Consider the following 23,775-nt stretch of genomic DNA (forward strand, 5'->3'; position numbering starts at 1 on the left):
TGCTGACTATGAAAATTCTGTCTACTCTATTTCTTGCTAGCCTATTAGTTACTGGCACCGCGGCTGCACAGGCCCAAACACTACCGGTGTTAGGCACCTTTCCGGTGGGCGCTACTACCGTAACGGTTTCGGCGCTGAGCACTGGCCTAGTAGTGCCGTGGGAGTTGGTTTGGGGGCCCGATAACTTTATCTGGATGACCGAGCGGGGCGGGCGCATCAGCCGGGTGAACCCCAGCACGGGGGCTGTTACCCCGCTTATTACGCTGGCTGATGTGGCTACCAGCTCCGAAGGTGGCCTACTGGGCATGGTGCTCCACCCCGAGTTTAGTACTTCGCCCTACGTGTATGTGGTGTACAACTACAACGACAATGGCTACAAAGAAAAGCTGGTGCGCCTGACCTACGCCAATGGCACGCTGGGTAGCCCACTCGTGCTGCTGGGCAACATTCCGGCCGTGAGCACGCACAGCGGTTCGCGCCTACTCATTCTGCCCGACGGCACCCTGCTGATGACTACCGGCGATGCTCAGGACCGCCCCGCTGCCCAAGACCGCGCCTCGCTGAACGGCAAAATCCTCCGCCTAAACCTCGATGGCACCATTCCGCCCGACAACCCGGTGGCGGGTAACCCCAGCTACACTTTCGGGCACCGCAACCCACAAGGATTAGTACTCGCCTCCAATGGCCGCCTCTACAGCTCTGAACACGGCCAGGATGCCGAAGATGAGGTTAACATTATTGAGCCCAACCGCAATTACGGCTGGCCTACCGTGGAAGGCCTCTGCGACCTCGCCTCCGAACAGGCCTACTGCAGTGCTAACAATGTGCGTGAGCCCATCTTTGCCTGGGCACCTACGGTGGGGGTTGCTGCCCTTACCTACTACGACCACCCAGCCATACCCGGCTGGCGCAACAGCTTGCTTGCAGCTACCCTGCGGGGAAATAAGCTCACGCAAATTCCGCTTAACGCAGCCGGTACTGCTGCCAGCGAAGGGGTATTCACACTTACCTCCTTCGGGCGACTGCGGGCCATCTGCGTTTCGCCCCAGGGGCGCGTGTACGTGAGTACCAGCAACCGCGACGGCCGTGGTGGCCCTGCCACCACCGACGACCGCATTCTGGTACTGGAAAACCTGGCCTACGTGCCTACTCCCACTGTCACGGCTAGGCAGGAAGTGCTAGGCCTCTGGCCCAACCCGGCGCGAAGTAGCGTGACGCTACGGTTGCCCTCGCCCGCTACGGCCTCCTTGCCTACGGAGCTGCGTGATGCGCTAGGGCGCCTAGTTTTGGCTAGCCGGTTTGTTGCGGGCCAGTCGTCATTAGAAGTATCCGTGGCGGGGCTGCGGCCCGGCATATACTCGGCGCAGGTGCTTACCCCGGCGGGTAGCTTTACGCAGCGCCTGGTGGTGGAATAGCCATGAGAGGGCGGAAACACGGAACCCGCAAACTGAGCCGGAACGCCAGCCCTTCCCGTGCGTATGGGAAAAGCGGTACGTTTTTCACGCATACGTTGTTCCCTATGCTACCTCCTTTCATGAAACGCCGCGAGCGCACAAGCGGCTCCGAGCCTGAATCCAACAAATGGATCTGGTACGTCTTTGGGCTGATGACGCTGCTCTGGCTGCTCTACTCCTGGTTTTTCGACAAGTAGATCACCTCACGTGCTACTTCTCAGAGGAAGAGACGGATGTTTACTCTTCCTCCAGCAGTAACTGATGGCGCTCGTTTTTGACGGTGTTGGCCAAGGTCCAGGGAATTTCTTGGCTGAAGGGGTGCTGCCGTACAGGGCAGTCGGGCATGTGGCAGTGCGAGCAAGCGGCAAAGGTGCAGGGGTCGGCGTGCACAAACATTTCTACCTCTACCTCAAAGCGGCCTGCTATAAACTCCTCAATGCGGTGCACTTGGCTGTGGGTTTCATCGAGGGTGAAGTAGTAGGGCATGGTCACGTGGCAGTCCACGTGCAAGTCGGCGCCGTAGCGTAGTACGCGCAGGTTATGCACGTCAATCCAAGATGGCTGGCGGTGCGCCTGCAGCTCTGAAATTACCTGCTTCACCGTTTTCACGTCCGATTCGTCCATGAGCCCTCCAATAGAGCGGCGCAGCATGCGGTAGCCATTCACCACAATGAATACGCCCAGCACCAGAGCCGCCCCGGAGTCAAACAGCACGTTGCCGGTGAACAGCACCAGCAGCAGGGCGGCACATGAAACCAAGGTACTCACCGAGTCCATGTACAGGTGCTGCCCGTCTCCTACCAGTGCCACCGAGTTATGCTGTTTGCCAGCGCGCACCAGCAAGAAGCCCACTACCAGGTTTACCAATGCCGTGAATGCCAGCAAGCCCATGCCCCAGTCGGGCCGGTCTACGGCGTGGGGATTCATGAGAGAGAGAATAGCCGACCGGAATATATACACGCCGGCCGTCAGAATCAGGGCTCCCTCAAACCCGATGGAGAGGTACTCAATTTTGCCATGGCCATACGGATGGTTTTCATCCTTGGGCAAGCTGGCCAGGTAGATACTGTAGAGCGCGAAACCACTTGTCACCACGTTGATGATGGACTCTAGGGCATCCGTAAGCACGGCCTGGGAGCGGGTGAGCAGGTAGGCGTAAAACTTAATCGCCACTAACACCACGCTGACAACCAACGATAATAGCCCGTAGCGCGTTTTGAGGGGAAGTGAAAACATGAGGACGTAACCGTGGAGCGAGCAACAAAATTCAGGTAAAAAACCCGGCGTGCCACTGATGACACAACTTTTTGAAACAAAAGCAGTAATTAACCTGTCTTAAAAATAAATTTAGACGACCCTAAAATTGTTTACTTTGTGAATTCAAGTAGCTCTGACTCTATGCCTCCAGCCATACAAACTCCTCCCGTTGCCACTCCCTCCGAAGCGGACATGCAGGCCGCTACCGGCTGGCGCCGGGCCCGGAAGCACAATTCGCTGGCCGAGGTATACGCCTCCATTCGGGTGCCCGCGCAGAGTGCTTCGTTCTGGCGTAAGCTGATGGCCTTCTGGGGGCCGGGCCTGATGGTGGCGGTGGGCTACATGGACCCCGGCAACTGGGCAACGGATATTGAAGGCGGTTCGCGCTTTGGCTATACGCTGCTTTCAGTGATTCTGATTTCCAACTTGTTTGCCATGCTGCTTCAGCACTTGGCAGCTAAGCTGGGCATTGTGACGGGCCGTGACCTTGCGCAGGCCTGTCGCGACCACTACTCCGCTCCCGTGGCCAAGGTGCTGTGGGTGCTGTGCGAAGTTGCTATTGCCGCCTGTGACCTAGCCGAGGTAATCGGCTCGGCCATTGCCCTGAACCTGTTGTTCGGGCTGCCGCTCACCTGGGGCGTATCGCTTACCATCCTAGATGTGCTGGTGGTGCTGTTGTTTCAGAGCAAGGGCTTCCGGGTGTTGGAAAGTATTGTGGCGGGCCTGCTGACCGTGATTTTTGGCTGCTTCCTGTATGAAATCATTGTCTCGAAGCCCGACTGGTTTGGGATTCTGGGAGGCCTAGTACCCCAGCCCCAGATCGTGACCACGCCCAAGATGCTCTACATCGCCATTGGTATTTTGGGCGCTACGGTAATGCCGCATAACCTCTACCTGCACTCCAGCATCGTACAAACCCGCGCCTTTGCTCAGGATGAACCCGGCAAGCGCATGGCCATCAAATTCGCCACTATCGATAGTTCGGTGGCCTTGTTTCTGGCCTTCTTTGTGAATGCAGCTATTCTAATTACTTCTGCCGCCGCCTTTCACCGCAATGGCCACCAAAACGTGGCTGATATTGCGGATGCCCATGAGCTGCTTGCGCCGGTGCTAGGCGCCGGAGCGGCCTCTGTGGTGTTTGCAGTAGCCCTGCTGGCCTCCGGACAAACCTCCACGCTCACGGGCACCCTGGCTGGCCAAATTGTAATGGAAGGCTTTCTGGATCTACAGCTGAAGCCTTGGGTACGGCGCCTTATCACGCGGAGCATTGCGGTGGTGCCAGCCTTTATAGTAGCCATGCTGTACGGGGAGAAAGGCACCGGCGAATTACTCGTTCTAAGCCAGGTTATTCTGTCGTTGCAGCTCAGCTTTGCGGTGGTGCCGCTAGTGCTCTTCACGGGCAGCAAAGCCAAAATGGGAGTTTTCGTGAACAAGCCCTGGCTACAGACTATTGCCTGGAGCGTATCGGGCATTATTGTATTACTGAACGGCTACCTACTGTTTCAAACCTTCTTCGGGTAAGCTAAAAAAAGCGCCGTACCTGGCCTAGCCAGCACGGCGCTTTTTTGGCTTTACACTTTTAGACTGGCCTAAATATTTATTTAACCTGGTTTAAACAAACTACTGCCTTTGGGAGCAGCCACTAGGCCTGTACTGACCCAGCCTGCGCCCACTACGGCAGTACGGCGTGGTTCTCACCTTCTACCGCTTTTCATTATGAAACTAGCTTTTCGCCTGCTCACTACTTTGCTATTTTCTTTCTCGGGGCTGCTGGTAGCGGCGCAGGGTACGGGCAGCATCCGGGGGCAGGTGCTGGCAGAAGGCCAACCGTTAGAGCTGGCTACGGTAGTGTTGCCGGGAACCGCCTTGGGCACTGCTACAGATGCGCAAGGGCACTATGTTCTCGAAGGCATTCCGGCGGGAGCGCACGAGGTAGTGTTTTCCAGCATTGGCTACCAGGCCCAACGCCAACGGCTGACCATCGTGGCCGGGCAAACTGCGGAGGTTTCGGTGCGCTTGGCTCCTACTCCGGCGGCATTGCAGGAGGTGGTGGTAACGGGAGTTTCTCGGGCTACGGAGCTGCGAAAAAGCCCAGTCCCGATTGCCGTGCTTAGCCGGCGCGAGGTGAACCTCAATGGCAGCAGCAACGTGATTGATGCCGCCGTAAAAGGCGTGCCCGGCCTGAGCGCCGTCACTACTGGCCCCAATATCTCTAAGCCGTTTATTCGGGGGCTCGGCTATAATCGGGTACTCACGCTCTACAACGGCTTGCGCCAGGAGGGCCAGCAGTGGGGCGACGAGCACGGCATCGAGATTGATCAATATGACATCGACCGGATTGAGGTAGTAAAAGGTCCCGCCAGTCTGATATATGGGTCTGATGCCGTAGCCGGTGTTATCAACATGCTGCCGAGGCTACCCAATGGCCCCGCCGGTGAGCTGCATGGCGATGCACTAACTGAGTATCAGACCAATAATAACCTGATTGGCACCTCGCTAGGCCTGCACTATAACCGCAACGGCTGGCAGTATGCGGCGCGAGGCTCTTACCGCTTGGCGCAAGCGTACCGCAACGCGCTGGAGGGCCGGGTATATGGCACGGCCTTTCGGGAGCTGAACCTAACGGCTATGGCAGGCCTAGAGAAAACCTGGGGCTCTACGCAGCTCTACGCCACGCTCTACAACAACCTACAGGAAATTCCGGATGGCAGCCGCGACTCCCTGAGCCGGCGTTTCACGCGCCAGATTTTGGAAGGCGAGCAGGACGACATCAAGAACCGCCCCCTAGTGCCTGATGCTGACCTGGCTACGTACCGCATCAACCCGCTTCACCAGCACATTCAGCACTACCGCTTGCTTAGCCGTACCCGGCTGCGGCTTGGGCAAGGAGAGCTGCACGCGCTGCTGGGGGCACAACAGAACATCCGCCGCGAGTACAACCACCCTACTGCGCCCACGCAGGCAGGCCTAGCGGTGGCCCTGAACACCTACAATTACGATGTGCGTTACGCTGCCCCTGCCTGGCAAGGCATCGAGACGACACTGAGTCTGAACGGGATGTACCAGACCAATACAAACCGCGAGGCCACTGACTTCCCCATTCCGGATTACTCGCTCTTTGATGTGGGCGGCTACCTCTTCCTGAAGAAGACGTTTGGCAAGCTTGACCTCTCCGGGGGCTTACGCTACGATACCCGCGTGCTGCGGTGGGCTGACTTTTATGTGGGAGAAAACCCCGCCACTGGTTTTCCGCAACAGGTAGGCGCCAATAGTGGCCTAGCGCCACAATTCTCAGCGTTTAAACGACCCTACCGGGGCGTGTCGGCTAGCGTGGGCGCTACCTATAATTTCTCTGATCGGTTGGTGCTGCGGGCCAATGTGGCGCGGGGTTACCGGGCACCTAACATCACGGAAGTGGGCTCCAATGGCCTCGACCCGGGCGCCCACATAGTGTACCTGGGCAACCGCACCTTCGGGCCCGAGTTCAGTTTGCAGGAAGACCTAGGGCTCAGTGCTTACCTGCCCGATGTGGAGCTGAGCGCCAGCGTTTTTCACAACGACATCAACAACTACATCTACCAGGCCCGCCTGAATGGCCCCGATGGGCAGCCGGTAGTCATTGTTCCAGGCAATGCTACCTACCAGTATCAGCAGGGCCAGGCCCGGCTTTATGGCGCCGAGGCAACTGTAAACCTGCACCCACGGGCACTGCCCAGCCTTACGTTCGGCAATAGCCTGGCCTACGTAACTGGCCTGAACCGCGAAGCACAGCTACTGGAAGCCAACGGGGCGGCGGCCAAATACTTGCCGCTCATCCCACCGCTGCGTACCCGCTCAGAGGTGCGTTTCACAAGTGAGAAGCCGTGGGGCTGCTTGCTACACCCCTACGTGCGGGCCGTACTCGACTACAACGCCCCCCAAAACCGGTTTTACGCAGTAGATAACACCGAAACACGCACGGCGGGGTACGCACTGCTGGGGGTAGGCTTAGGCACTGGTCTAGCCACTGGCCCTGAAAAACGGGAGTGGCTGCAGTTTTTTTTACACCTCGACAATGCGCTGAACACAACGTATCAGTCGCACCTTAACCGGCTGAAATACTTTGAGTACTACGCTGCCTCGCCTACGGGCCAGCGGGGCATCTATAACCAGGGGCGTAACCTCAGCCTAAAAATAACGGTGGCTTTCTAGGCCAGTCTGCAGGCGTTTGCGTAGGGGCGGAATACGACCCTTAACTCCTCCCCTCATGTGTAAACGCTACGCTTTTTTGTGGCTTTTGAGCGCGCTGGCTCCCCTGCAGCTAGCAGCCCAAGATCTTAAAAAGACCAGTCCCTACGATTCGGCCCACTTCGACTTGTTTCACCCGGTACCCCGCAACCAACTCCGGGAGTTACGCCCCGACCGGCCCGGCGTAACAGAAAGCCCCTTTACTGTAGATGCCGGCCACTTTCAGCTTGAGACCGATGCCGTGCGCCTGATTAATTCGCGCGAGGACACTATGCGCAACCGCGACTTTCACGTGGCCTACGCTGTAGCCAAAATGGGCCTGAGCCGCCGCACCGATCTGCAGATAGAAGTACCACTCTATAGTATTGGCAAACAACGTGGCGAGCATCAATCGGAATGGGACAAGAGCCGCGGCTTCGGGGACTTAGCCATTCGGGTGAAGCACAACTTCCTCGGCGATGACCAAGAAAGCCCCGTAGCAATGGGCATAGTGGCCTACACGCGCCTTCCTACAAGCAAACAAGCCCGCAACGGGTCTATAGAAGGAGGATTGATCTTGCCAGTTAACATCATGCTGCCCCACAAGTGGAATCTTGATGTGCAGATAGAGTCTGACGTGAACTACGACCAGGAGCAGCGCAATCATTACCTGCGCGTGATGCCCTCGGTAGCCCTTGATCATGAGTTCAGTGACCTGTTTAGCTTCTTAGTAGAAGGGGTAACGCAGTGGGACGCGGAGCATTCCGGCTGGCGCTCCTCCGTTAATTTGGCTCCAATCTTCAGCATCAATAAGAACCTGCAGGCCGACTTTGGGGCGCACTTGGCCTTGAGCAAAGAAATGGATCGGGAGTTTTTCGTGGGTTTCACGTTCCGGCGCTAGGCATGTGCTTATAGCAACACGGCCCCGGCTTCTGGTAGTCAGAAGCCGGGGCCGTGTTGCGTAGGCTAGCCTACTACCTTGGTTACTGATCGGTCATCAGGCTGCGGGTGTGGGCTTTCCAGTCAGTGATAAACCACGTTACTACCGACACCGCACCTAGCACCCAGAACAGGTTACGCTCTGAGCTGTCGGCCGGAAAATTAAAGAGCAGCGGTGCTGCCAGCAAAGCAATACCCGTGAGCAAGTCCATCCAGCCATGAATCGGGAATGGAATCACCTTGAACAGACCTAGCTTAAAGTCGGTGAGCAGGGTAATCAGCAAATACCCACCGGCCATTACAAAGCAAGCCGTATCCACGGCTGGGTTTAGCTCAAACATGATGGGAGCCATCGCGAGAACAGTGATGAAAGCTATATCAACTACGCCGTGCGCGGCGGGAGACAGGATTTTCATGAATCGATAGAATTTTTGGGTGGAACCATACAAGTAAATACGGCCACTGCAGCGCAAGGATACAGTTGACCTTCTGCTATCTAGCGCTAGGGCAATAAAAAATCCTGTGGCGCTGGCCACAGGATTTTTTCGTTATTACTGCTTCATCAGCTTAGTTATGATGAGGCATCATATTATTCTGGGTGCGGGTGTGGGTGTCGGCACGCCAGTCCGTTAGCATCCAAGACCCCAGGAATATGATACCCATGATCATGAAGAAATTGCGGGCTACGGTATTGTCATCGTGAAAACCGAAGATGAAGGGAGCTGCCAGCAACGCTAGGCCACTCACTAGCTCTAGGCCGCCGTGCATGGGGAAGGGTATCATCCGCATGACGCCCAGTGGGAAGTCTGTAGCGAGGGTGATGAGCAGATACCCAACGGCCAGCACGTAACAAGCCGTGGCATAAGGGCCATCGAAGTTGAACAAGGTGGGCGCGAGGGCAAACAGGGCAATGGTGCCGTAATCAAGCATGCCGTGCACGCGAGGTGAAATGACTTTCATAGCTAGTTGGTGTTTTGAGAGAACGAATGCCTGTTCTTACGCCCTCTAAATTCAAAGGATATAGCTGAGCTGCAGCTTTTTGCTTGCAAATTCCTTGTTCTCGCCTCCCAAAAAGCCAAACAAATACGAGCTGGTAGCGGGCCTTTCAGCGCTGCTTTCAGCACCGACTCTAGGCCACTGCCTGCTCTCAGAACCGGGTGCCTACTACCACGGTCTTACGGTATTCGTGCTTTTCGCCGCCATTAGCCCGGAATAGCTCTACCAGCAGCACGTAGTAGCCCACGGCAGCTTTTTGGTTCTGATCGTTGAGGCCATCCCACCGCCAGAAGCCTTTGGTAGGCAGCGTTTCGTTGCGCACCAGCCGGCGCACAAGGCGGCCCTGGGCATCATAAATAGTTACCGAGCCAGCGTATCCGGGCTTATCCAGCTGGTAGCTGAGGGTGGTGAAATCCTGCTGCCCGTCGTCATCTGGCGTGAACAGCTCTGGCTCCAGGGTGAGGATGCCCGTGCCCGTGGGGTCAGCCTGCTGCTGTGAGTTTGGGCGGCCCGGCGTAGCATAGCCCACACTGCTGGCTGCCGAGTGAAAGTTCACCGGTAAGCTCGGCCCCGTGGCCCTGATTCGCTCCAACGACACTCCATCCCTCGAATCCAAGAGGGCGAGGTGCTGCTTTTCGGTGTACGCGTAGCGGTCAAGCTCCTGCCCCAGCGCATCAGCTACCACCACTAGGCCAGCGGCATCAGGGTAAGAGGGCAGGGCTGACAACGCCAGAAAAGCTGCCGGGTCATTCGTGGAATACTGTGTTTGCACTACCTCTGGCTGGGTGGTCAGCACCACTAACTGCCCAGGCCTCAGCAAGCACGGCTCCGCGCTGATTAGCTCCCAGGCCAGTGAGCCATCCGTTTTCGGCCCACCCAGCTGCCAGCCGCGCATATCCACGTAGTTGGTTGAGCGGTTCAGTAACTCCACAAAGTCAACTCCCCCTGAGCGCGGGTTGAATAAAATTTCATTCACCACCACATCGCCCGGGCTTACGGGCACCGGCAAAGCAAACGTGGCTGAGGTAGCCGGGCCCGCCGCATTACCGGCGCAGTCTACGGCCCGTTGCACGGTAACTGTCACTGGCTGGTTGGCCGTGAGTGCAGCGCCCAATACAAGGTCTACCTGCCGGAAATCTGGCCCAACAGGAGCTGCCCGCGTGATAGCTGGGCCCTGGCCTAGCGTGTACAGCGCCGGCGTAGCAGCCGCCGTGCTATCCAGCTTCTCCCCAAAAATCAGTCGCACCGAGGTAGCTGACAACGCCAATGCCCGCAGCAGCTTGGGGGCCTCACGGTCGGGGTTGGCCGCCTGCACGGAGTTGCGCCGCCCAGGCGTGCCGCCGCTAGGGTCAAGGCTAGCCAACCAGTTCTCTCCTCCTTGGCAGGGATTAGAGGCGTCTCGCATTTCCAGCGTCCAGCTGCCATCCTTCTTGCGAGTATCCTTATACCAGGTGTCGGAGTAGCTGACTTCAAACAAGGTGCGGCCGTCCTTGCCACGCAGTATTAGTTGATCGGCGGAGTTAGTGAGGCTAGGAAAATTACTCAGCCCAAACACCTTACCGTAGGCCACAAATTGTGCAGCCCGGGTGCTACCGCACACCACGGCATACTCGCCGGGTAGCAGCACTGCCCCCGTCGGAAACACGGCAGCAGTGTTGCTGCCCGGCTTCAGGAGGCGTACTCCCGCCAGATCCAGCAAGGCGGTAGCGGAAGGGTTATGAATTTCCACGAACTCGGAGGCGGGCAGGCCTACCACTGGTGTTTCATCAGCCATAACCTCGGTGATGAGCAGTTGGTTGAGTTTTGGCGTCACCGGAAACCCGTTGTTCTGCACCGTAGCTGTAACCGGACCGGCTGCTACATTGCCGTATGCATCGGTTACGTTGCGGGCTTCTACGGTCACGGTGCCCAGGGGCAAATCGGCCGCAAACGTTACGTGCACTACAGTCGGGTCAGTGGCATCGCGCTGGGCCTCAATGGCGGCTTGGCCCGTCGTTAGCCGGTAATTGCTCACCGCCTGGCCTAGCGCCACTGCCTCATTGAAGACCAGATCTAGTTGTTGGGCCGAGGGCACGGTGGCCTTTACCAGCATGGGCGGCGTGGCATCCGTCACCCGAAAATCGTCGAAGTAAAATGCCTTGCTATTGGCCGACGAGTAGGTTGCGTACACCCCGCAATAAGCGCTGCGCTGATGGGTGGCATCAGTGCCCGTGCCTTCGCTTACATACGCCACTCCACCGGCCAAGTCACGCTCTAGCTTCCACTCGTTTTGCGTAGTGCGCGTCACGCGTACCCGCACCACATTGTTGTTTGTTGACTTCAGCGTGCCATCTAGGCCATTGATTACATACACTGGGCTACCCGTAGCATCTTTGCGAAAGAGCGACACCTTATCGGCCGCGCCACCTAGGCGCACGAAATAGCCTTTAGTGCTCGTGGCTTTCAGGTCAGCTTGGTCGGCCATTAGCCACACATCGGCGTAGTTGCCACTGCTGGTAGCCAGCTTCAGATTGGCCCAAAACTCCCAAGTAGTGCCCGTGGTGGCCGCACAAGGCGTAACCAAGTGCAGCGCCGTACCAATAACGGCGGGCCCATTGGTTTGGAGCTGTTGGGCGGCGTTTACTTGAAACGAGGCTACATCACCAGCCCAGACAGGATCTTGGGTAAAGTTGCCATCAGCAAACGTATCAACTAGTTGCGCCGTAGCGGGAACCGCGCTTAAAAGCAGCGGCAGGAGTAACCATTTCTTCACGAAAAATAGACTGAATAGCTTACGCGCCGGGGTAGATTGCCAGCCTCTCTGGACTTTAGTGGCCTAGGAGGCCACTGAAAAGTTCTAGAGGCTTGGAATTCTATAATCAGGAAGGAAATATAACCAGAATTTCGCGCCGTACATTTGCTTTCGTAAAACACCTAAACTCATGAAAGTAGCCGTAGTAGGTGCCACCGGCCTGGTCGGGGGCGAAATGCTGAAAGTCTTGGCCGAGCGCAATTTCCCGGTCACCGAACTCCTGCCCGTGGCATCCGAGAAATCGGTAGGCCAGGAAATTGAATTTCAGGGCAAGAAATACAAAGTGGTGAGCATGGACGACGCCATTGCGGCGCGCCCAGCCGTGGCCATCTTTTCGGCCGGCGGCTCCATTTCTAAAGAGCAGGCCCCACGCTTCGCCGAAGTAGGCACCGTTGTAATCGATAATTCCTCTGCTTGGCGCATGGATCCCACCAAAAAGCTGGTGGTGCCCGAAATCAACGCCAAAGAGCTGACGGCTGAAGACAAGATCATTGCCAACCCTAACTGCTCTACCATTCAGATGGTAGTGGCTCTCAACAAGCTGCACGAGAACTTCAAAGTGCAGCGCATTGTGGTGAGCACCTACCAGAGCGTAACCGGCACCGGCAAAAAGGCCGTTGACCAGCTCATGCAGGAGCGTGCCGGCGGCGAAATCACCAGCCAGGCCTACCCCCACCCCATCGACCTGAACGTGCTGCCCCACATCGACGTGTTCGAGGACAACGGCTACACCAAGGAGGAGATGAAGATGGTGAAGGAGACCAAGAAAATTATGGGGGACGAAAACATCCGCGTAACGGCTACCACGGTGCGCATTCCTGTGGTAGGTGGCCACTCCGAAGCCCTGAACGTGGAGTTCGAAAAGGAATTTGAGTTGGAAGATGTGTACCGTATTCTGCGCGAGACTGAAGGCGTAGAAGTGGTTGACAACCCCAGCCAGAACCAATACCCCATGCCCAAGGATGCTCACGGCAAAGACGCCGTACTGGTAGGCCGCCTACGCCGCGACGAAACGCAGCCCCGCACCCTCAACATGTGGGTAGTGGCCGATAACCTGCGCAAAGGGGCCGCTACCAACGCCGTGCAGATTGCCGAAAAAATGCTGCAGATGGGCCTGCTACAAGAATAATTTTAAATGTTTTTATAGTCAGCAGCAACTACGGTCCGAAGCGCTATATCTTCGGACCGTAGTTGTGCTATAGCCTTAGCACTTAGAGTTTAGCGTGCCCTTCATACCTTTTTCTACTATATGAAATTAACTTTACCCCTAGCCCTGGCGGCTACTTTTGCCTTCGGCAGCTGCGCTTCAATTGTAAGTAAGAGCCGCTATCCTGTTGCTATCAGCAGCGTACCTGTAGGAGCCAACGTCACCATCACCGACAAAAATGGCAAAGAGGTGTTTTCCGGCGTAGCACCGACCGCCGTGACACTGAAATCTGGTGCCGGCTACTTCTCTAAAGCCAGCTATCAGATAAAGTTTAGCAAGCCAGGCTTCGACGACAAGGTTATGACCTTAGAAGCCGACTTAAATGGCTGGTACTTTGGCAACATCGTGTTCGGTGGCTTAATTGGTTTATTGATTGTTGACCCAGCCACCGGTGCTATGTACCGCATTAGCAGCCGCGATATGCAAGGAGTACTAGCTCCTAGCGCACAAGGCTTCAACCCCGCCGATAAAACCAATCTGCGCATCATGTCGGTGGAGGAAGTTCCTACTAGCCTACGCGACAAAATGGTGCCAGTGCAGTAAGCGGCCTTTCATTCGCAATAAAAGCCCTCTGAACCCATCAGAGGGCTTTTTTTACGCCTTTTCTTACTAGTTAGCCAACACCTGCTCCGCGAAATTCAGTACCGCCTGGCGCGTTATCTCAGGCTTTTCCAGGTAGCCGAGGTGGCCTACATCGGCCAACAGCAGAGCGTGGCTTTGCGCCGGCAGCGCCAATTGCGGCAACAAGCTTTCGACGGACACAGCTACATCGTCTTTACCACCGATAAAGAGCACTGGGAACTGCGCAGTACGCAGCACTTCCGTACGGTCGGGGCGGTTTTTCATAGCCTCTAGGCCACCCAAAACGGTAGCTTCGGGCGTGGCCTTGCCAATGCCCTCCAGAAACTCCTGCGCCTGTTGCAGCTGGTCGCGGTTGGCGGGAGCAAACAGCGGCCGAATGAATGAGCCCATAAACTTCTGCACCCCGTGCCGCCGCACGAAGTCCTGATTTTTGTCGCGGTTTGCTTTCTTCTCCTCCGTATCGGGCATGGCGGTTGAGTGAAAAAGCACTAGGCCACTTATAAATTCGGGGTGCGCTTCAGCCAAAGCCAGGGCCACGTAGCCACCCATACTATGCCCCACTACCAACACCTCATCAATGCTTTCCTGCCGCAACTGCTCGGCCACGTAGTGCGCTTGCGCTTCCATAGAATAGTCCGAGATGTTTTCCGTGTTGGCCCCGTGGCCTAGCAGGTCTAGCGCTAGCACCCGATAGTGGGCAGGAAAGGTCTGAGTGAACTCCTGCCAGATAGCGCGGGATTCGGCAAAGCCATGTAGAAACAGGATGGTAGGCTGCGGCATCTTACTTAGCTGAGTTTGATAAAAGCCAAATGTAAAGAATATGCGGAGGGAGTTGCGTGATACTACAGGCACAACAAAAAGCCCAAACCATGCATGGTTCGGGCTTTTTGTTGTGCCTGTAAGTGCAAATTTTTACTGGTGGCTAACCTTTACAACTTGCTGCTGGCTGCCCTGCCGGATAGTGAGGTAATACACTCCACTTGGCAGATTTGCAGCTTGTGGCAAGCTGAGTTCCTGATTTCCAACACCAGAAATTAACGATTTCGACAGCACCACCTGGCCTAGCATGTTTCGAAGCGTGACCGTGACAGCCCCAGCCTGCTGAGTGGTAAACTGTACCGCCAGAGTTTGCTCGTAAGGGTTTGGAAAAACCCCAACCTTGAACACATTGCTAGGATTAGTAACCTGCACTGCCCGTATCATGGAGTACGTGGCCTCTCCAGTAATATCCACCTGACGCAGGCGATAATATACCAAGCTGGTAGCCAACTGCGCTACGCTCACATCGGAGAACTGATAGCTCGTGAAGGTAGAGGTAGTGCCAGCACCAACCCGTTTTTCAATCACCTCAAAGGCAGTTCCATCAAGGCTGCGCTCTACCTCGAAGTAAGCATTGTTTTTCTCAGAAGCTGTGCTCCAATTCAGCAGAACATGCTTACCGTTCCACTTTGCCGTAAAGTTGATGAGTTCTACGGGCAATACACCCCCGGGCATCGTAACAGTGGCCTGCGCCGTATTGCTGCAGTTGTTTGTGTTAGTTCCGGTTACAGTATAGACGGTGGTAGCTGCTTCCGGAGCAACGGTAATCGTTGCGGAGGTTGATGTAATAGGCGTAGTTTTACCATTAGCCGTGGCAGTCCACGTATACACGCCATTCACGCTGCCGCTGGCCGTGAGAGTGGCCGTGCTTCCTTTGGTGATTGTAACCGCAACGGGTGTTACGGCCACCGCTGGCGTTACACTTACGCTTACACTTTGCGTAGTACTACCGCAGGAAGTAACTGCCTCAACCCGGTAGGTGGTGGTGCTGGCAGGAGCTACCGTCAGAGTAGAATTGGTTGAAATAACGGTTGAGGAAGTGCTTCCTTCATACCACTTGTAGGTTGCTCCACTTACGTTAGAAACGGCAGTGAGCGTAGTGCTGTTTCCGGCACAAATGGTTGGTGCGGCAGGGTTGATCTGCAGAGTAGCCGTGTTGGTAACCGTTACAGTTACATCCGTGGTTTGGCTGGAGCCGCAAGTAGTAGCTATAACCTGATACGTGGTAGTTGCCCCAGGCGATGCCGTATAGCTGGCCGCAGTACTCAGGGTGGTGGCTGGGGCATTCTTGTTTACCCACCGATAGGTAGTGCTAGGGTTATCAGAGCTAGCCGTCAGGACGGTAGATGAGCCTGAGCAGATAGTGCTGCTGGGCGAGACACTAATGGTAGGAGCCTGCACCGCTACCGTGACCTCCTGGGTTACGGTAGAGCAGTCGGTAGTAACGGCAGTAACCTTATAGAGTGTTGTTGTAGCTGGAGCGACTGTAAGCGTAGCCGTAGTAGAGGACAACACAGCACCGGTAGTCACATTTTCCCACTTGTAGCTGGTAACGGAGCTGCCGCTATAGCTGGCAACCAGGCTAATAGACTGGCCGGAGCAGATTGCAGGAGCACTTGGAGCAACGGTGAGAGCCTTAACATTCACCGTTATCTGCTGCGTAGATGTACCACACGAAGCAGTATTAGTAGTTACAGTGTAAGTGGTAGTCTTGGTGGGGCTTACCTCTAAACTGCCACTGGTGGTAGTGGTGGCAATACCATCCCCTGACCAAGTATACTGCCCGCTATTTGATCCAGTAGCGGTTAAAGTAGTACTCGTACCGGAGCATATTAAGGAAGCGCTGGATGAAACGGTCAGGCTAGGAGCAATAACTGCTGAAGCGGCAGTAGACGGGTCGTTTGGTTTACACCCGCTCTGAGAAGAAACTGTGTAAGTAGTATTAACTATAGGGTTTACGCTTATGCTGCTGTAAGTCCCATTTTTATCGGTAGTGCTGGTAGCCGGAATAGCTGTAATGTTCCCAGCTGCATCCTTGGCTGTCCAAGTAAGAGTTGAGCCAGGGGTAGAAGAATACCCACTTGCTACAATAGAATTTGAGTTGCTAGCGCTACTTGGGCAGTAATCAAATGCCCCTGTAGTACTGTTTGGCGTAGAGCGTACGCCAATACCGCCAATCGAGATGGTCACTTTGTTATCGCAGCCTTGCCCATTACTAACAAATGGCAATAACAGTAGGAGCAGAGCTATACTACTCCAGAAGGTATACTGGTGTTTCATGAAGTTTTTGGAAAGGAAGAAAGCGGAATCCCCTTCTAGCGTAGCCAGATAAGAGGGCAGATAAAGCGCGGAGCAGGAGTAGCATCTAAGAATCTATGACTCATGGATACTAGTTGAAAAATAATGGCATCAGCCAATTATTTTGTGACTTTTTTTATAGACGATTGCGACAACAGCTACACACAGTCAGTAACATAAGCTCAGATCGTGTTGTGAACTGTCGTTAATACCCTGTGTAGTGCCAAGTTTATTTTAGCCTATTCAATATCATTTGAACAAGCGTGATCTAAAGCAACGCACTATGCACTTAATGACTTCATTAGAAGCTATTAGAGCACGATTCAAACCAAATTTACTGATTAATATTCTGTTACTGCTCCCACTCTAATTTCCCTCATTAAAATTTCATCTTAATGAAAAAGTATAATTTTTCACTCGACGCATTTAAATAAAAATAATGCTCAATTATCTATAATATGTGAAATGAGCGCTTAACCAATCTACACCCAAACCCACGTAATTTTTATAACAATTACAAGCGTCACATTTAATCTGATACTACCGGCTTTGATGAGCACGTAGCGGTAGTAGGTTCTTTGATGTGTAAGTGGGACCTATAAGTTGGAAGATGCCAGACTTAGCCGCAACCGTCTGGTACTTTACAGTCAGCCGCGCCTGAGCACCCGGCTCAACCCCTACGCCGTCCTTTGCACCGACCATGTCATGAGTGAGATTTAGCAGCGTATTTTGAAAGTCATTCGTCGCCACTGCGAAGAAGGTGTATCTACTCACCTCTAAAACACCAAGAGCCAACGCCCCATGTGGGCGTTGGCTCTTGGTGTAATTGCTCGGTAAGAAGTGACTAGGCCACTACTTCCTGGGCTTGCTTTACTAATTGCACGCTGGCCGACAATTTCACCTCGTCGCCGAGCACGATGGAACCGGCTTCGGTTACGGCGTGGAAGGTTAAGCCAAACTCCTTGCGGTTAATTTTGCCGGTTATCTCGAAGCCCGCTTTCTCATTGCCGTAGAAGTCGGTAGCGGTGCCGCCGTACTCTACATTCAGCGTTACGGGCTTGGTTACGTCCTTCACGGTTAGGTTTCCTACCAATTTGTACTCGTCATCATCTACTTTGGTAAGCGAAGTAGAAGTGAAGGTGATTTGAGGGTAAGCAGCCACATCGAAGAAATCGTTGTTGCGCAGGTGCTCATCGCGCTGCTCCTGGTTAGTATCGATACTGTTCACGTCTAGGGCGAAGGTAATTTGGGCACCTTCGAAGCTGTGGTTCTCCGTTACAGCTTTGCCTTCAAACTTCTTGAATGAGCCAGTAACGGTAGAGATTACCAAGTGCTTGATCTTGAACTGAACCTCGGAATGTGTGGGGTCAATAACCCAAGTGGTAGTAGCCATAAGGCAAGAAAAAAGTAAAGTGGTTTTGGACTTATTGAGGGTGTAGCCGAAAAGCTGCACAGCAATTAGGTGTGAATTGCTATGCAAATATACAGCTTCGAAGATTAATTGATGTACGTACATCAATTATTTTTTCTTTTCAGTTCCCTTTTCCTATACCTGAGCCTCCTTTTGCAGCGGAAGGCATTAGGGCTTGCCTTGTTGGGGCGGCAGTATTTAGTAACTTACTTGACTATATATATCAGCGCGATGCCGCTTTTCACCTGTCATTTGATTTTTCTGTGAAGTCAACCACTGTCAGCTCTCCGCCTGAAACCGGAAAACCCGACTTTGCTTTACTGGAAGAAGTCTTTGATGCTGTAGTTCTACTAACGGCTGAAGGCGAGCTAACTTGGGTAAACTCCGGCTTTCAGCAGCTCACCGGCTATGGAAGCTTCGAGCAGGCGCCTGACTTGCTGATTGGAGCACTAGCAGAGAGTGGAGTTCCCGCCAAAGAGCTCCGCCAACTGCTGCAAGTGACCCAGCCATTACGCTTTGACGTGCCCCTGTGGCGGGCCGATGGCCAGCGCGTATGGGTGCACTTAAAGCTACAACCCTACTCACCAGCCGGCTCTCTTCTAGGCCTGCTAGAGGATATTACGACACGGCAAGAAGCCGCCCTGGAGCAGGAGGAGCGTTTTCGCTACCTCACGGAGCATGTACCAGGTGTATTATTTCAATGGCGCCAGATGAATTCTGGCCCATCAGGCCTCAGCTACATTAGCCCTCAGCTCCAGAGCATTTTTGGCATAACTCCTGAGCAAGCCGACGGGATAATGGGCTTTGTGCACCCCGACGACCAGCCTCAGTGGCAGGAGTCCTTGCGCCGCACCCACCTGCACGATGCAGAATGGACATTCGAGGGGCGCTTTGTGGTGCCAGGCCAGCCAGTCCGCTGGTTTCGGGGCAGCGCTCAGTTAGTAGAGTCTAGCTCGGAGGGCCGACTTTACAGCGGACTCCTCACCGACATAACTGCTCTGAAGCAGGCCGAAGAAACTGTGCAGGCCAACGAGCAGCGGTGGCGCTTGGCTATGGAGCGGTTCGGGGATGGCGCCTGGGAATTCAACTACCAGACTGGTGAAGAGTACTTCTCCAATGCCTATTATGAGATGCTGGGCTATGCCAACACCGAGGCGGGGGCGATGCCCAATTCCTGGCTGCATCACGTTCACCCCGACGACCACGACCCAAGCCTAGAAGCTGCCGCTACCTACTTGCGTGGTGAGGTTCCGATTTACTCCGTAGAGCGTCGGTTGCGCTGCCGCAATGGGGAGTACAAATGGGTGCTCACCCGCGGGCTGGTTACACAACGCGACGACCAAGGCCAGCCTCTCATTATGACGGGGGTCCATACGGATATCTCGGCCTTTAAGCAGGCTGCTGCCGCACTAGAAGCCAGCATGCTACGCTTCTCCACCACTATTGCCAACTTCCAGGAAGGTATTATGCTGGAGGATGAGCACCAGCGCGTGGTGCTGGCCAATGATGCTCTTTGTCGCATTTTCACCCTCGGCATCACGCCGGCTCAGCTTATTGGCTACGACACGAGCTTGCTCAGCCAAACCATTAAGCACCATTTTCGGAATCCGGAGGCGTTTATGGAACGTTACGAGGCCATCGTACGCAAGCGAGAACTGGTTACGGCGGAGCTGTTTGAACTAGCTGATGGGCGTACGGCGCAAGGCGACTTCGTGCCCATATTTGAAGCCGACCGTTACATTGGGCACCTGTGGAAGTTCCAGGATATTACGGAGCGTAAGAGCAGCGAAGACGCCCTGCGCCGCCGCGAAGAGAAGTACCGGGGTATCATTGAAAACATGAACCTAGGCCTAGTCGAAATGGACCTCGACAACCGGGTGCTGTTCACGAACCAGACCTTCCGCGACATCACAGGATACTGTAGCCATGAGTTCGACAGTGAGCTGATGATGACGCGGATGCTCAGCCCCGAGCAAATAGCCAAGATGGAGGAGCGCAACACTCTCAGAATGCAGGGTATATCAGAAACCTACGAGTTGCCCATCAGCGCGAACAATGGGGAGGCAAAATGGCTGCTGGTGAGTGCCGCCCCCCTCTATAGCGATGACCGCCAGGTGTACGGCAGCATTGGGATTTTCCTGGATATTACCCACCAGAAGCAACTTGAAACACACCTGCGTAAAGCCAAGGAGCAAGCGGAGGAATCGGCGCGGGCGAAAGAGCTGTTCTTGGCCAACATGAGCCACGAAATTCGGACGCCCATGAATGCTATATTGGGTATGGGACAGTTGCTGGCCAAAACGCCGCTCAGCGAAGACCAACACACGTATCTGCGGGCCATTGCTACTTCCGGCGAAAATCTGCTGGTAATTCTCAACGACATTCTGGACCTGTCGAAAATAGGGGCTAGCCAGCTGCTCATTGAGCATATTGGCTTCAGCATGACGGGCCTGCTGCATCAAATTGAAAAGAGCCTGCACTTCAAGGCCGAAGAAAAAGGCCTCTCCTTCCATACCCAGGCAGATGAGCGCATTCCTGCGGTGCTGCTCGGCGACCCGTACCGCATCACGCAAGTGCTGCTTAACCTAGCCGGCAATTCCGTCAAGTTCACCGAGAAGGGGTCCGTTACCGTTTCCTGCACGCTGGAGCAAGCCACTGACGACTACGTGGACCTGCGCTTTCTAGTAGCTGACACGGGTATTGGTATTGATGCGGAATACTTGGTTGACATCTTCAAAGAGTTCAGCCAGGAAGACTCCTCCGTTACCCGTCGGTTCGGCGGCACTGGCCTAGGCCTCAGCATCAGCCGCCAGCTGGTGCACCTGATGGGCGGGGAAATCAGCATCGACAGCCAGAAGCACGAAGGCACGCACAGCTATTTTACGTTGCGCTTGCTCGTTGGCACCCCCAATGATCTGCCCCAGAAAACGTTGGTCACGGCCAGCATTCGGGAGCAGCTCCGCAACCAACGGATTCTGCTGGTAGAGGACAACAACTTCAACCGGCAGATTGCCAAAGGCTTTCTGCATAACGCGGGCCTTGAGGTAGTGGAAGCCGAGAACGGGGTAATAGCTGTGGAGCTGGCCCGGCAGCAGTCCTTCGCGGCGGTGCTCATGGACGTGCAGATGCCCATCATGAATGGCCTAGAAGCCACCGCCCATCTGCGCCAGCAGCTGCACTTTACCACGCCCATTATTGCGCTTACCGCCAATGCCATCAAAGGAGAGCGGGAAAAGTGTTTGGAAGCAGGCATGAACGACTATCTGCCGAAACCTTTCCAGGAAGACGACCTGCTGAAAATGCTTTGCCGCTGGATATTGCCAGAAGCTGCTCAAGAGGCATTGCTAACAGTTGCCGCCCCCAGCACCGCACCCGAAGAGGCCGACACCCAGCCTTTTTATAATTTGGATATCGTGCGTAAGATTGGGCAGGGCGACGCCTCCTTCACGGTACTCATGCTGGAATCTTTCATTGAAAGCTGCGCGGAGGCTATACAGGAGCTTCAAGCCGCTACCGCCGCCCACGATGTAGTAGAGCTGCGTGCCGCCACTCACAAGCTCAAGCCCAGCCTAGAGCATCTGCAGGTGCACCGTATGCTGCCTCTTATTACTACCCTAGACTCTTGGCACGCCGCCTTCGACGATACCATCATCCCAAGCATGGTAGCCGAGGCCACCAAGCTGCTCCAACAGCTGACGGAGCAAATGACCCAGGAGCTGCACACGCTGCGGACAGAGCTGGAATAAGTCTGCTAGGCCTCTACACTTTCTGCTTCTAGCTATCTTGCTATTATGAGCAACAAAAAAGCCCCACCGGACAAATCCGGCGGGGCTTTTCTATACCTTATACTGGCCTAGCAGCTTACAGTAGCACCGTTTCTACGGGAGCTTTGGCTACCACTTTACCAGCCATTTCGCGGAGGGCGGCGGCAATGCCATCGGCATCGAAGCCGCACTCCTTATAAAGCTCATCCTGAGTGCCATGCTCCACAATGCGGTCGGGAATGCCGAGGCGCTTGACGGGGAGGCTATAGCCGTGGTCGGCGAGGAACTCCAGCACAGCGGCCCCGAAGCCACCAGGCAGACAGCCATCTTCTACGGTTACAATGGCTTTGTACTGGCGCGCAATGTTGTGCAGCATTTCCTCGTCGAGGGGCTTGCAGAAGCGCATGTCGTAATGGCCGGGGTTGAGGCCTTCTGCCGCAAGCTTCTGGGTAGCTTTCACGGCGTAGTTGCCAATGTGGCCAATGCTGAGTACTGCTACACCCTCACCTTCGCGCACCACGCGGCCCGTGCCGATGGTAAGCTTCTTGAGGGGCTTGCGCCACTCGGGCATCACGCCTTCGCCGCGGGGGTAGCGGATGCTGAAGGCCCCGGCGTTTTCGGGCAGGGTAGCCGTATACATCAGGTTGCGCAGTTCTTCCTCGTTCATGGGCGCCGAAACCACCATGTTAGGAATGCAGCGCATGTAGGCCAAGTCGTAGCAGCCGTGGTGGGTGGGGCCGTCGGCGCCGGCAAAACCAGCGCGGTCGAGGCAGAAAACTACGTGCAGATTCTGCAGGGCCACGTCGTGCACCACTTGGTCGTAGGCCCGCTGCATAAACGACGAGTAGATGTTGCAGAACGGTATAAGCCCCTGCGTGGCCAAGCCAGCGGAGAAGGTTACCGCGTGCTGCTCGGCAATGCCCACGTCGAAGGCGCGGTCGGGCATGGCCTTCATCATGATGTTCAGCGACGAGCCCGAGGGCATGGCCGGCGTCACGCCCATGATTTTGTCGTTCTGCTCCGCTAGCTCTACCAGCGTTTCGCCAAACACATCCTGGTACTTAGGTGCCTGGGGTTTGTCGTAGGTCTTCTTGTGAATTTCGCCGGTTACTTTATCAAACAGGCCGGGAGCGTGCCACAAGGTCTGGTCTTTCTCGGCCAGAGCGTAGCCTTTGCCCTTCACCGTTACGCAGTGCAGGAGCTTGGGGCCGGGAATGCTCTTGAGGTCGTTGAGGATGGTGGCCAGGTGCTGCACATCGTGGCCATCCACGGGGCCGAAGTAGCGGAAGTTCAGGGCCTCAAACAGGTTGCCTTGCTTTAGGAGCGTGGCTTTCATGGCCTGCTCTACGCGGCGGGCAATCTGCTGGGGGTTTGGGCCAAACTTTGAGAGCTTGCCCAGTACATTCCACAGCTCGTCGCGCACCTTATTATAGGTACGGGAGGTAGTAATGTCGGTGAGGTATTCTTTGAGCGCGCCCACGTTGGGGTCGATGCTCATGCAGTTATCGTTGAGGATAACCAGCAGGTTGGACTTCTCTACGCCCGCGTGGTTCAGGGCCTCGAAGGCCATGCCGGCCGTCATGGCGCCATCACCAATCACGGCAATGTGCTGGCGGTCGAACTCGCCCTTGTAGTCCGAAGCCACAGCCATGCCCAGGGCCGCGCCAATGCTGGTGCTGCTGTGGCCTACGCCGAAGGCATCGTACTCACTCTCGCTGCGCTTGGGGAAGCCCGACATGCCATTATAGCGGCGGTTAGTCGGGAACCGGTCGCGGCGGCCGGTCAGGATTTTGTGGCCGTAGGCCTGGTGGCCTACGTCCCACACCAGCTGGTCGTAGGGCGTGTTGAAGACGTAGTGTAAAGCTACCGTCAGCTCCACGACGCCTAGGGAAGCCCCGAAGTGGCCCCCGTAAATCGAAACTGAATCGATAATAAATTGTCGCAACTCCTGGCTCAGTTGCACCAATTGGTCCGGACTGAGTTTTTTCAGGTCGTTGGGCGAGTCAATAGCCGCCAGCAATTCACCAGGTTCGACAATCATAAGGGCAAGG

16 protein-coding genes are annotated in these 23,775 nt (G+C 55.3%); 8 read left to right on the plus strand and 8 right to left on the minus strand.

What is annotated here, in order from left to right:
• The first annotated feature begins 8 nt into the window (after positions 1-8).
• Positions 9-1,415 carry a PQQ-dependent sugar dehydrogenase gene (locus tag EU557_RS07810; RefSeq protein WP_167855122.1) on the plus strand — a complete coding sequence of 469 codons (1,407 nt, stop codon included), beginning with the start codon at positions 9-11 and terminating at the stop codon, positions 1,413-1,415.
• 104 nt (positions 1,416-1,519) lie between these two features.
• On the plus strand, positions 1,520-1,651 hold the full coding sequence (locus EU557_RS25930) for a hypothetical protein (RefSeq protein ID WP_281062601.1): 132 nt from the start codon (positions 1,520-1,522) through the stop codon (positions 1,649-1,651).
• Between the two features lie 40 nt (positions 1,652-1,691).
• Here the strand turns inward: EU557_RS25930 and EU557_RS07815 are convergent, their stop codons facing one another.
• Entirely contained in the window at positions 1,692-2,690 is a 999-nt protein-coding gene (locus EU557_RS07815) for a cation diffusion facilitator family transporter (protein ID WP_135529839.1), read from the minus strand.
• Positions 2,691-2,903: 213 nt separating this feature from the next.
• On the opposite strand from EU557_RS07815, the gene EU557_RS07820 reads away from it, so the two are divergent.
• The 3 genes from EU557_RS07820 (at position 2,904) to EU557_RS07830 (ending at position 7,818) form a co-directional block, all read left to right on the plus strand.
• Positions 2,904-4,232 (plus strand): Nramp family divalent metal transporter, encoded by a 1,329-nt coding sequence (locus EU557_RS07820; RefSeq protein WP_135530311.1) that lies wholly within the window; start codon positions 2,904-2,906, stop codon positions 4,230-4,232.
• A 195-nt stretch (positions 4,233-4,427) separates the two neighbouring features.
• Positions 4,428-6,902 (plus strand): TonB-dependent receptor, encoded by a 2,475-nt coding sequence (locus EU557_RS07825; RefSeq protein ID WP_135529840.1) that lies wholly within the window; start codon positions 4,428-4,430, stop codon positions 6,900-6,902.
• A 55-nt stretch (positions 6,903-6,957) separates the two neighbouring features.
• Positions 6,958-7,818, plus strand: a complete 861-nt coding sequence (locus tag EU557_RS07830) for a transporter (protein WP_135529841.1) — start codon at positions 6,958-6,960, stop codon at positions 7,816-7,818.
• An 82-nt stretch (positions 7,819-7,900) separates the two neighbouring features.
• On the opposite strand, the gene EU557_RS07835 is transcribed toward EU557_RS07830, so the two are convergent.
• The 3 genes from EU557_RS07835 to EU557_RS07845 all read right to left on the minus strand — a co-directional run bounded on the left by EU557_RS07835 (position 7,901) and on the right by EU557_RS07845 (position 11,604).
• The gene (locus EU557_RS07835; protein WP_135529842.1) at positions 7,901-8,272 is read right to left on the minus strand and encodes a hypothetical protein; all 372 of its coding nucleotides are present in this window, start codon (positions 8,270-8,272) and stop codon (positions 7,901-7,903) included.
• Between the two features lie 151 nt (positions 8,273-8,423).
• Positions 8,424-8,816: an SPW repeat domain-containing protein gene (locus tag EU557_RS07840; RefSeq protein ID WP_135529843.1), complete on the minus strand. Its 393-nt coding sequence runs from the start codon at positions 8,814-8,816 to the stop codon at positions 8,424-8,426.
• A 187-nt stretch (positions 8,817-9,003) separates the two neighbouring features.
• Positions 9,004-11,604 carry a lamin tail domain-containing protein gene (locus tag EU557_RS07845; protein WP_135529844.1) on the minus strand — a complete coding sequence of 867 codons (2,601 nt, stop codon included), beginning with the start codon at positions 11,602-11,604 and terminating at the stop codon, positions 9,004-9,006.
• A 169-nt stretch (positions 11,605-11,773) separates the two neighbouring features.
• On the opposite strand from EU557_RS07845, the gene EU557_RS07850 reads away from it, so the two are divergent.
• Together EU557_RS07850 and EU557_RS07855 are read left to right on the plus strand one after the other, a co-directional pair.
• Positions 11,774-12,772 (plus strand): aspartate-semialdehyde dehydrogenase, encoded by a 999-nt coding sequence (locus EU557_RS07850; protein ID WP_135529845.1) that lies wholly within the window; start codon positions 11,774-11,776, stop codon positions 12,770-12,772.
• A 120-nt stretch (positions 12,773-12,892) separates the two neighbouring features.
• Positions 12,893-13,393: a peptidase associated/transthyretin-like domain-containing protein gene (locus EU557_RS07855; protein ID WP_135529846.1), complete on the plus strand. Its 501-nt coding sequence runs from the start codon at positions 12,893-12,895 to the stop codon at positions 13,391-13,393.
• Positions 13,394-13,459: 66 nt separating this feature from the next.
• Here the strand turns inward: EU557_RS07855 and EU557_RS07860 are convergent, their stop codons facing one another.
• The 3 genes from EU557_RS07860 to EU557_RS07875 all read right to left on the minus strand — a co-directional run bounded on the left by EU557_RS07860 (position 13,460) and on the right by EU557_RS07875 (position 17,942).
• Positions 13,460-14,212, minus strand: coding sequence for an alpha/beta fold hydrolase (locus tag EU557_RS07860; protein WP_135529847.1), 753 nt, complete (start codon positions 14,210-14,212; stop codon positions 13,460-13,462).
• 132 nt (positions 14,213-14,344) lie between these two features.
• Positions 14,345-15,781: an Ig-like domain-containing protein gene (locus tag EU557_RS07865; RefSeq protein ID WP_135529848.1), complete on the minus strand. Its 1,437-nt coding sequence runs from the start codon at positions 15,779-15,781 to the stop codon at positions 14,345-14,347.
• A gap of 1,612 nt (positions 15,782-17,393) precedes the next feature.
• Positions 17,394-17,942: a YceI family protein gene (locus tag EU557_RS07875; protein ID WP_135529850.1), complete on the minus strand. Its 549-nt coding sequence runs from the start codon at positions 17,940-17,942 to the stop codon at positions 17,394-17,396.
• Between the two features lie 281 nt (positions 17,943-18,223).
• On the opposite strand from EU557_RS07875, the gene EU557_RS07880 reads away from it, so the two are divergent.
• Entirely contained in the window at positions 18,224-21,706 is a 3,483-nt protein-coding gene (locus EU557_RS07880; RefSeq protein WP_167855123.1) for a PAS domain S-box protein, read from the plus strand.
• A 115-nt stretch (positions 21,707-21,821) separates the two neighbouring features.
• Here EU557_RS07880 and dxs read toward each other — a convergent pair whose 3' ends face one another.
• Positions 21,822-23,765, minus strand: coding sequence for a 1-deoxy-D-xylulose-5-phosphate synthase (gene dxs, locus EU557_RS07885; protein ID WP_135529852.1), 1,944 nt, complete (start codon positions 23,763-23,765; stop codon positions 21,822-21,824).
• Between the last annotated feature and the right edge of the window lie 10 nt (positions 23,766-23,775).

Source organism: Hymenobacter wooponensis (genome assembly GCF_004745865.1).
Classification (GTDB): domain Bacteria; phylum Bacteroidota; class Bacteroidia; order Cytophagales; family Hymenobacteraceae; genus Hymenobacter; species Hymenobacter wooponensis.

Bases quoted from the DNA above. Each gene is read 5' to 3' on its own strand.
- EU557_RS07810 (WP_167855122.1), top strand. From the start codon at position 9: ATGAAAATTCTGTCTACTCTATTTCTTGCTAGCCTATTAGTTACTGGC.
- EU557_RS25930 (WP_281062601.1), top strand. From the start codon at position 1,520: ATGCTACCTCCTTTCATGAAACGCCGCGAGCGCACAAGCGGCTCCGAG.
- EU557_RS07815 (WP_135529839.1), bottom strand. From the start codon at position 2,690: ATGTTTTCACTTCCCCTCAAAACGCGCTACGGGCTATTATCGTTGGTT.
- EU557_RS07820 (WP_135530311.1), top strand. From the start codon at position 2,904: ATGCAGGCCGCTACCGGCTGGCGCCGGGCCCGGAAGCACAATTCGCTG.
- EU557_RS07825 (WP_135529840.1), top strand. From the start codon at position 4,428: ATGAAACTAGCTTTTCGCCTGCTCACTACTTTGCTATTTTCTTTCTCG.
- EU557_RS07830 (WP_135529841.1), top strand. From the start codon at position 6,958: ATGTGTAAACGCTACGCTTTTTTGTGGCTTTTGAGCGCGCTGGCTCCC.
- EU557_RS07835 (WP_135529842.1), bottom strand. From the start codon at position 8,272: ATGAAAATCCTGTCTCCCGCCGCGCACGGCGTAGTTGATATAGCTTTC.
- EU557_RS07840 (WP_135529843.1), bottom strand. From the start codon at position 8,816: ATGAAAGTCATTTCACCTCGCGTGCACGGCATGCTTGATTACGGCACC.
- EU557_RS07850 (WP_135529845.1), top strand. From the start codon at position 11,774: ATGAAAGTAGCCGTAGTAGGTGCCACCGGCCTGGTCGGGGGCGAAATG.
- EU557_RS07855 (WP_135529846.1), top strand. From the start codon at position 12,893: ATGAAATTAACTTTACCCCTAGCCCTGGCGGCTACTTTTGCCTTCGGC.
- EU557_RS07860 (WP_135529847.1), bottom strand. From the start codon at position 14,212: ATGCCGCAGCCTACCATCCTGTTTCTACATGGCTTTGCCGAATCCCGC.
- EU557_RS07875 (WP_135529850.1), bottom strand. From the start codon at position 17,942: ATGGCTACTACCACTTGGGTTATTGACCCCACACATTCCGAGGTTCAG.
- dxs (WP_135529852.1), bottom strand. From the start codon at position 23,765: ATGATTGTCGAACCTGGTGAATTGCTGGCGGCTATTGACTCGCCCAAC.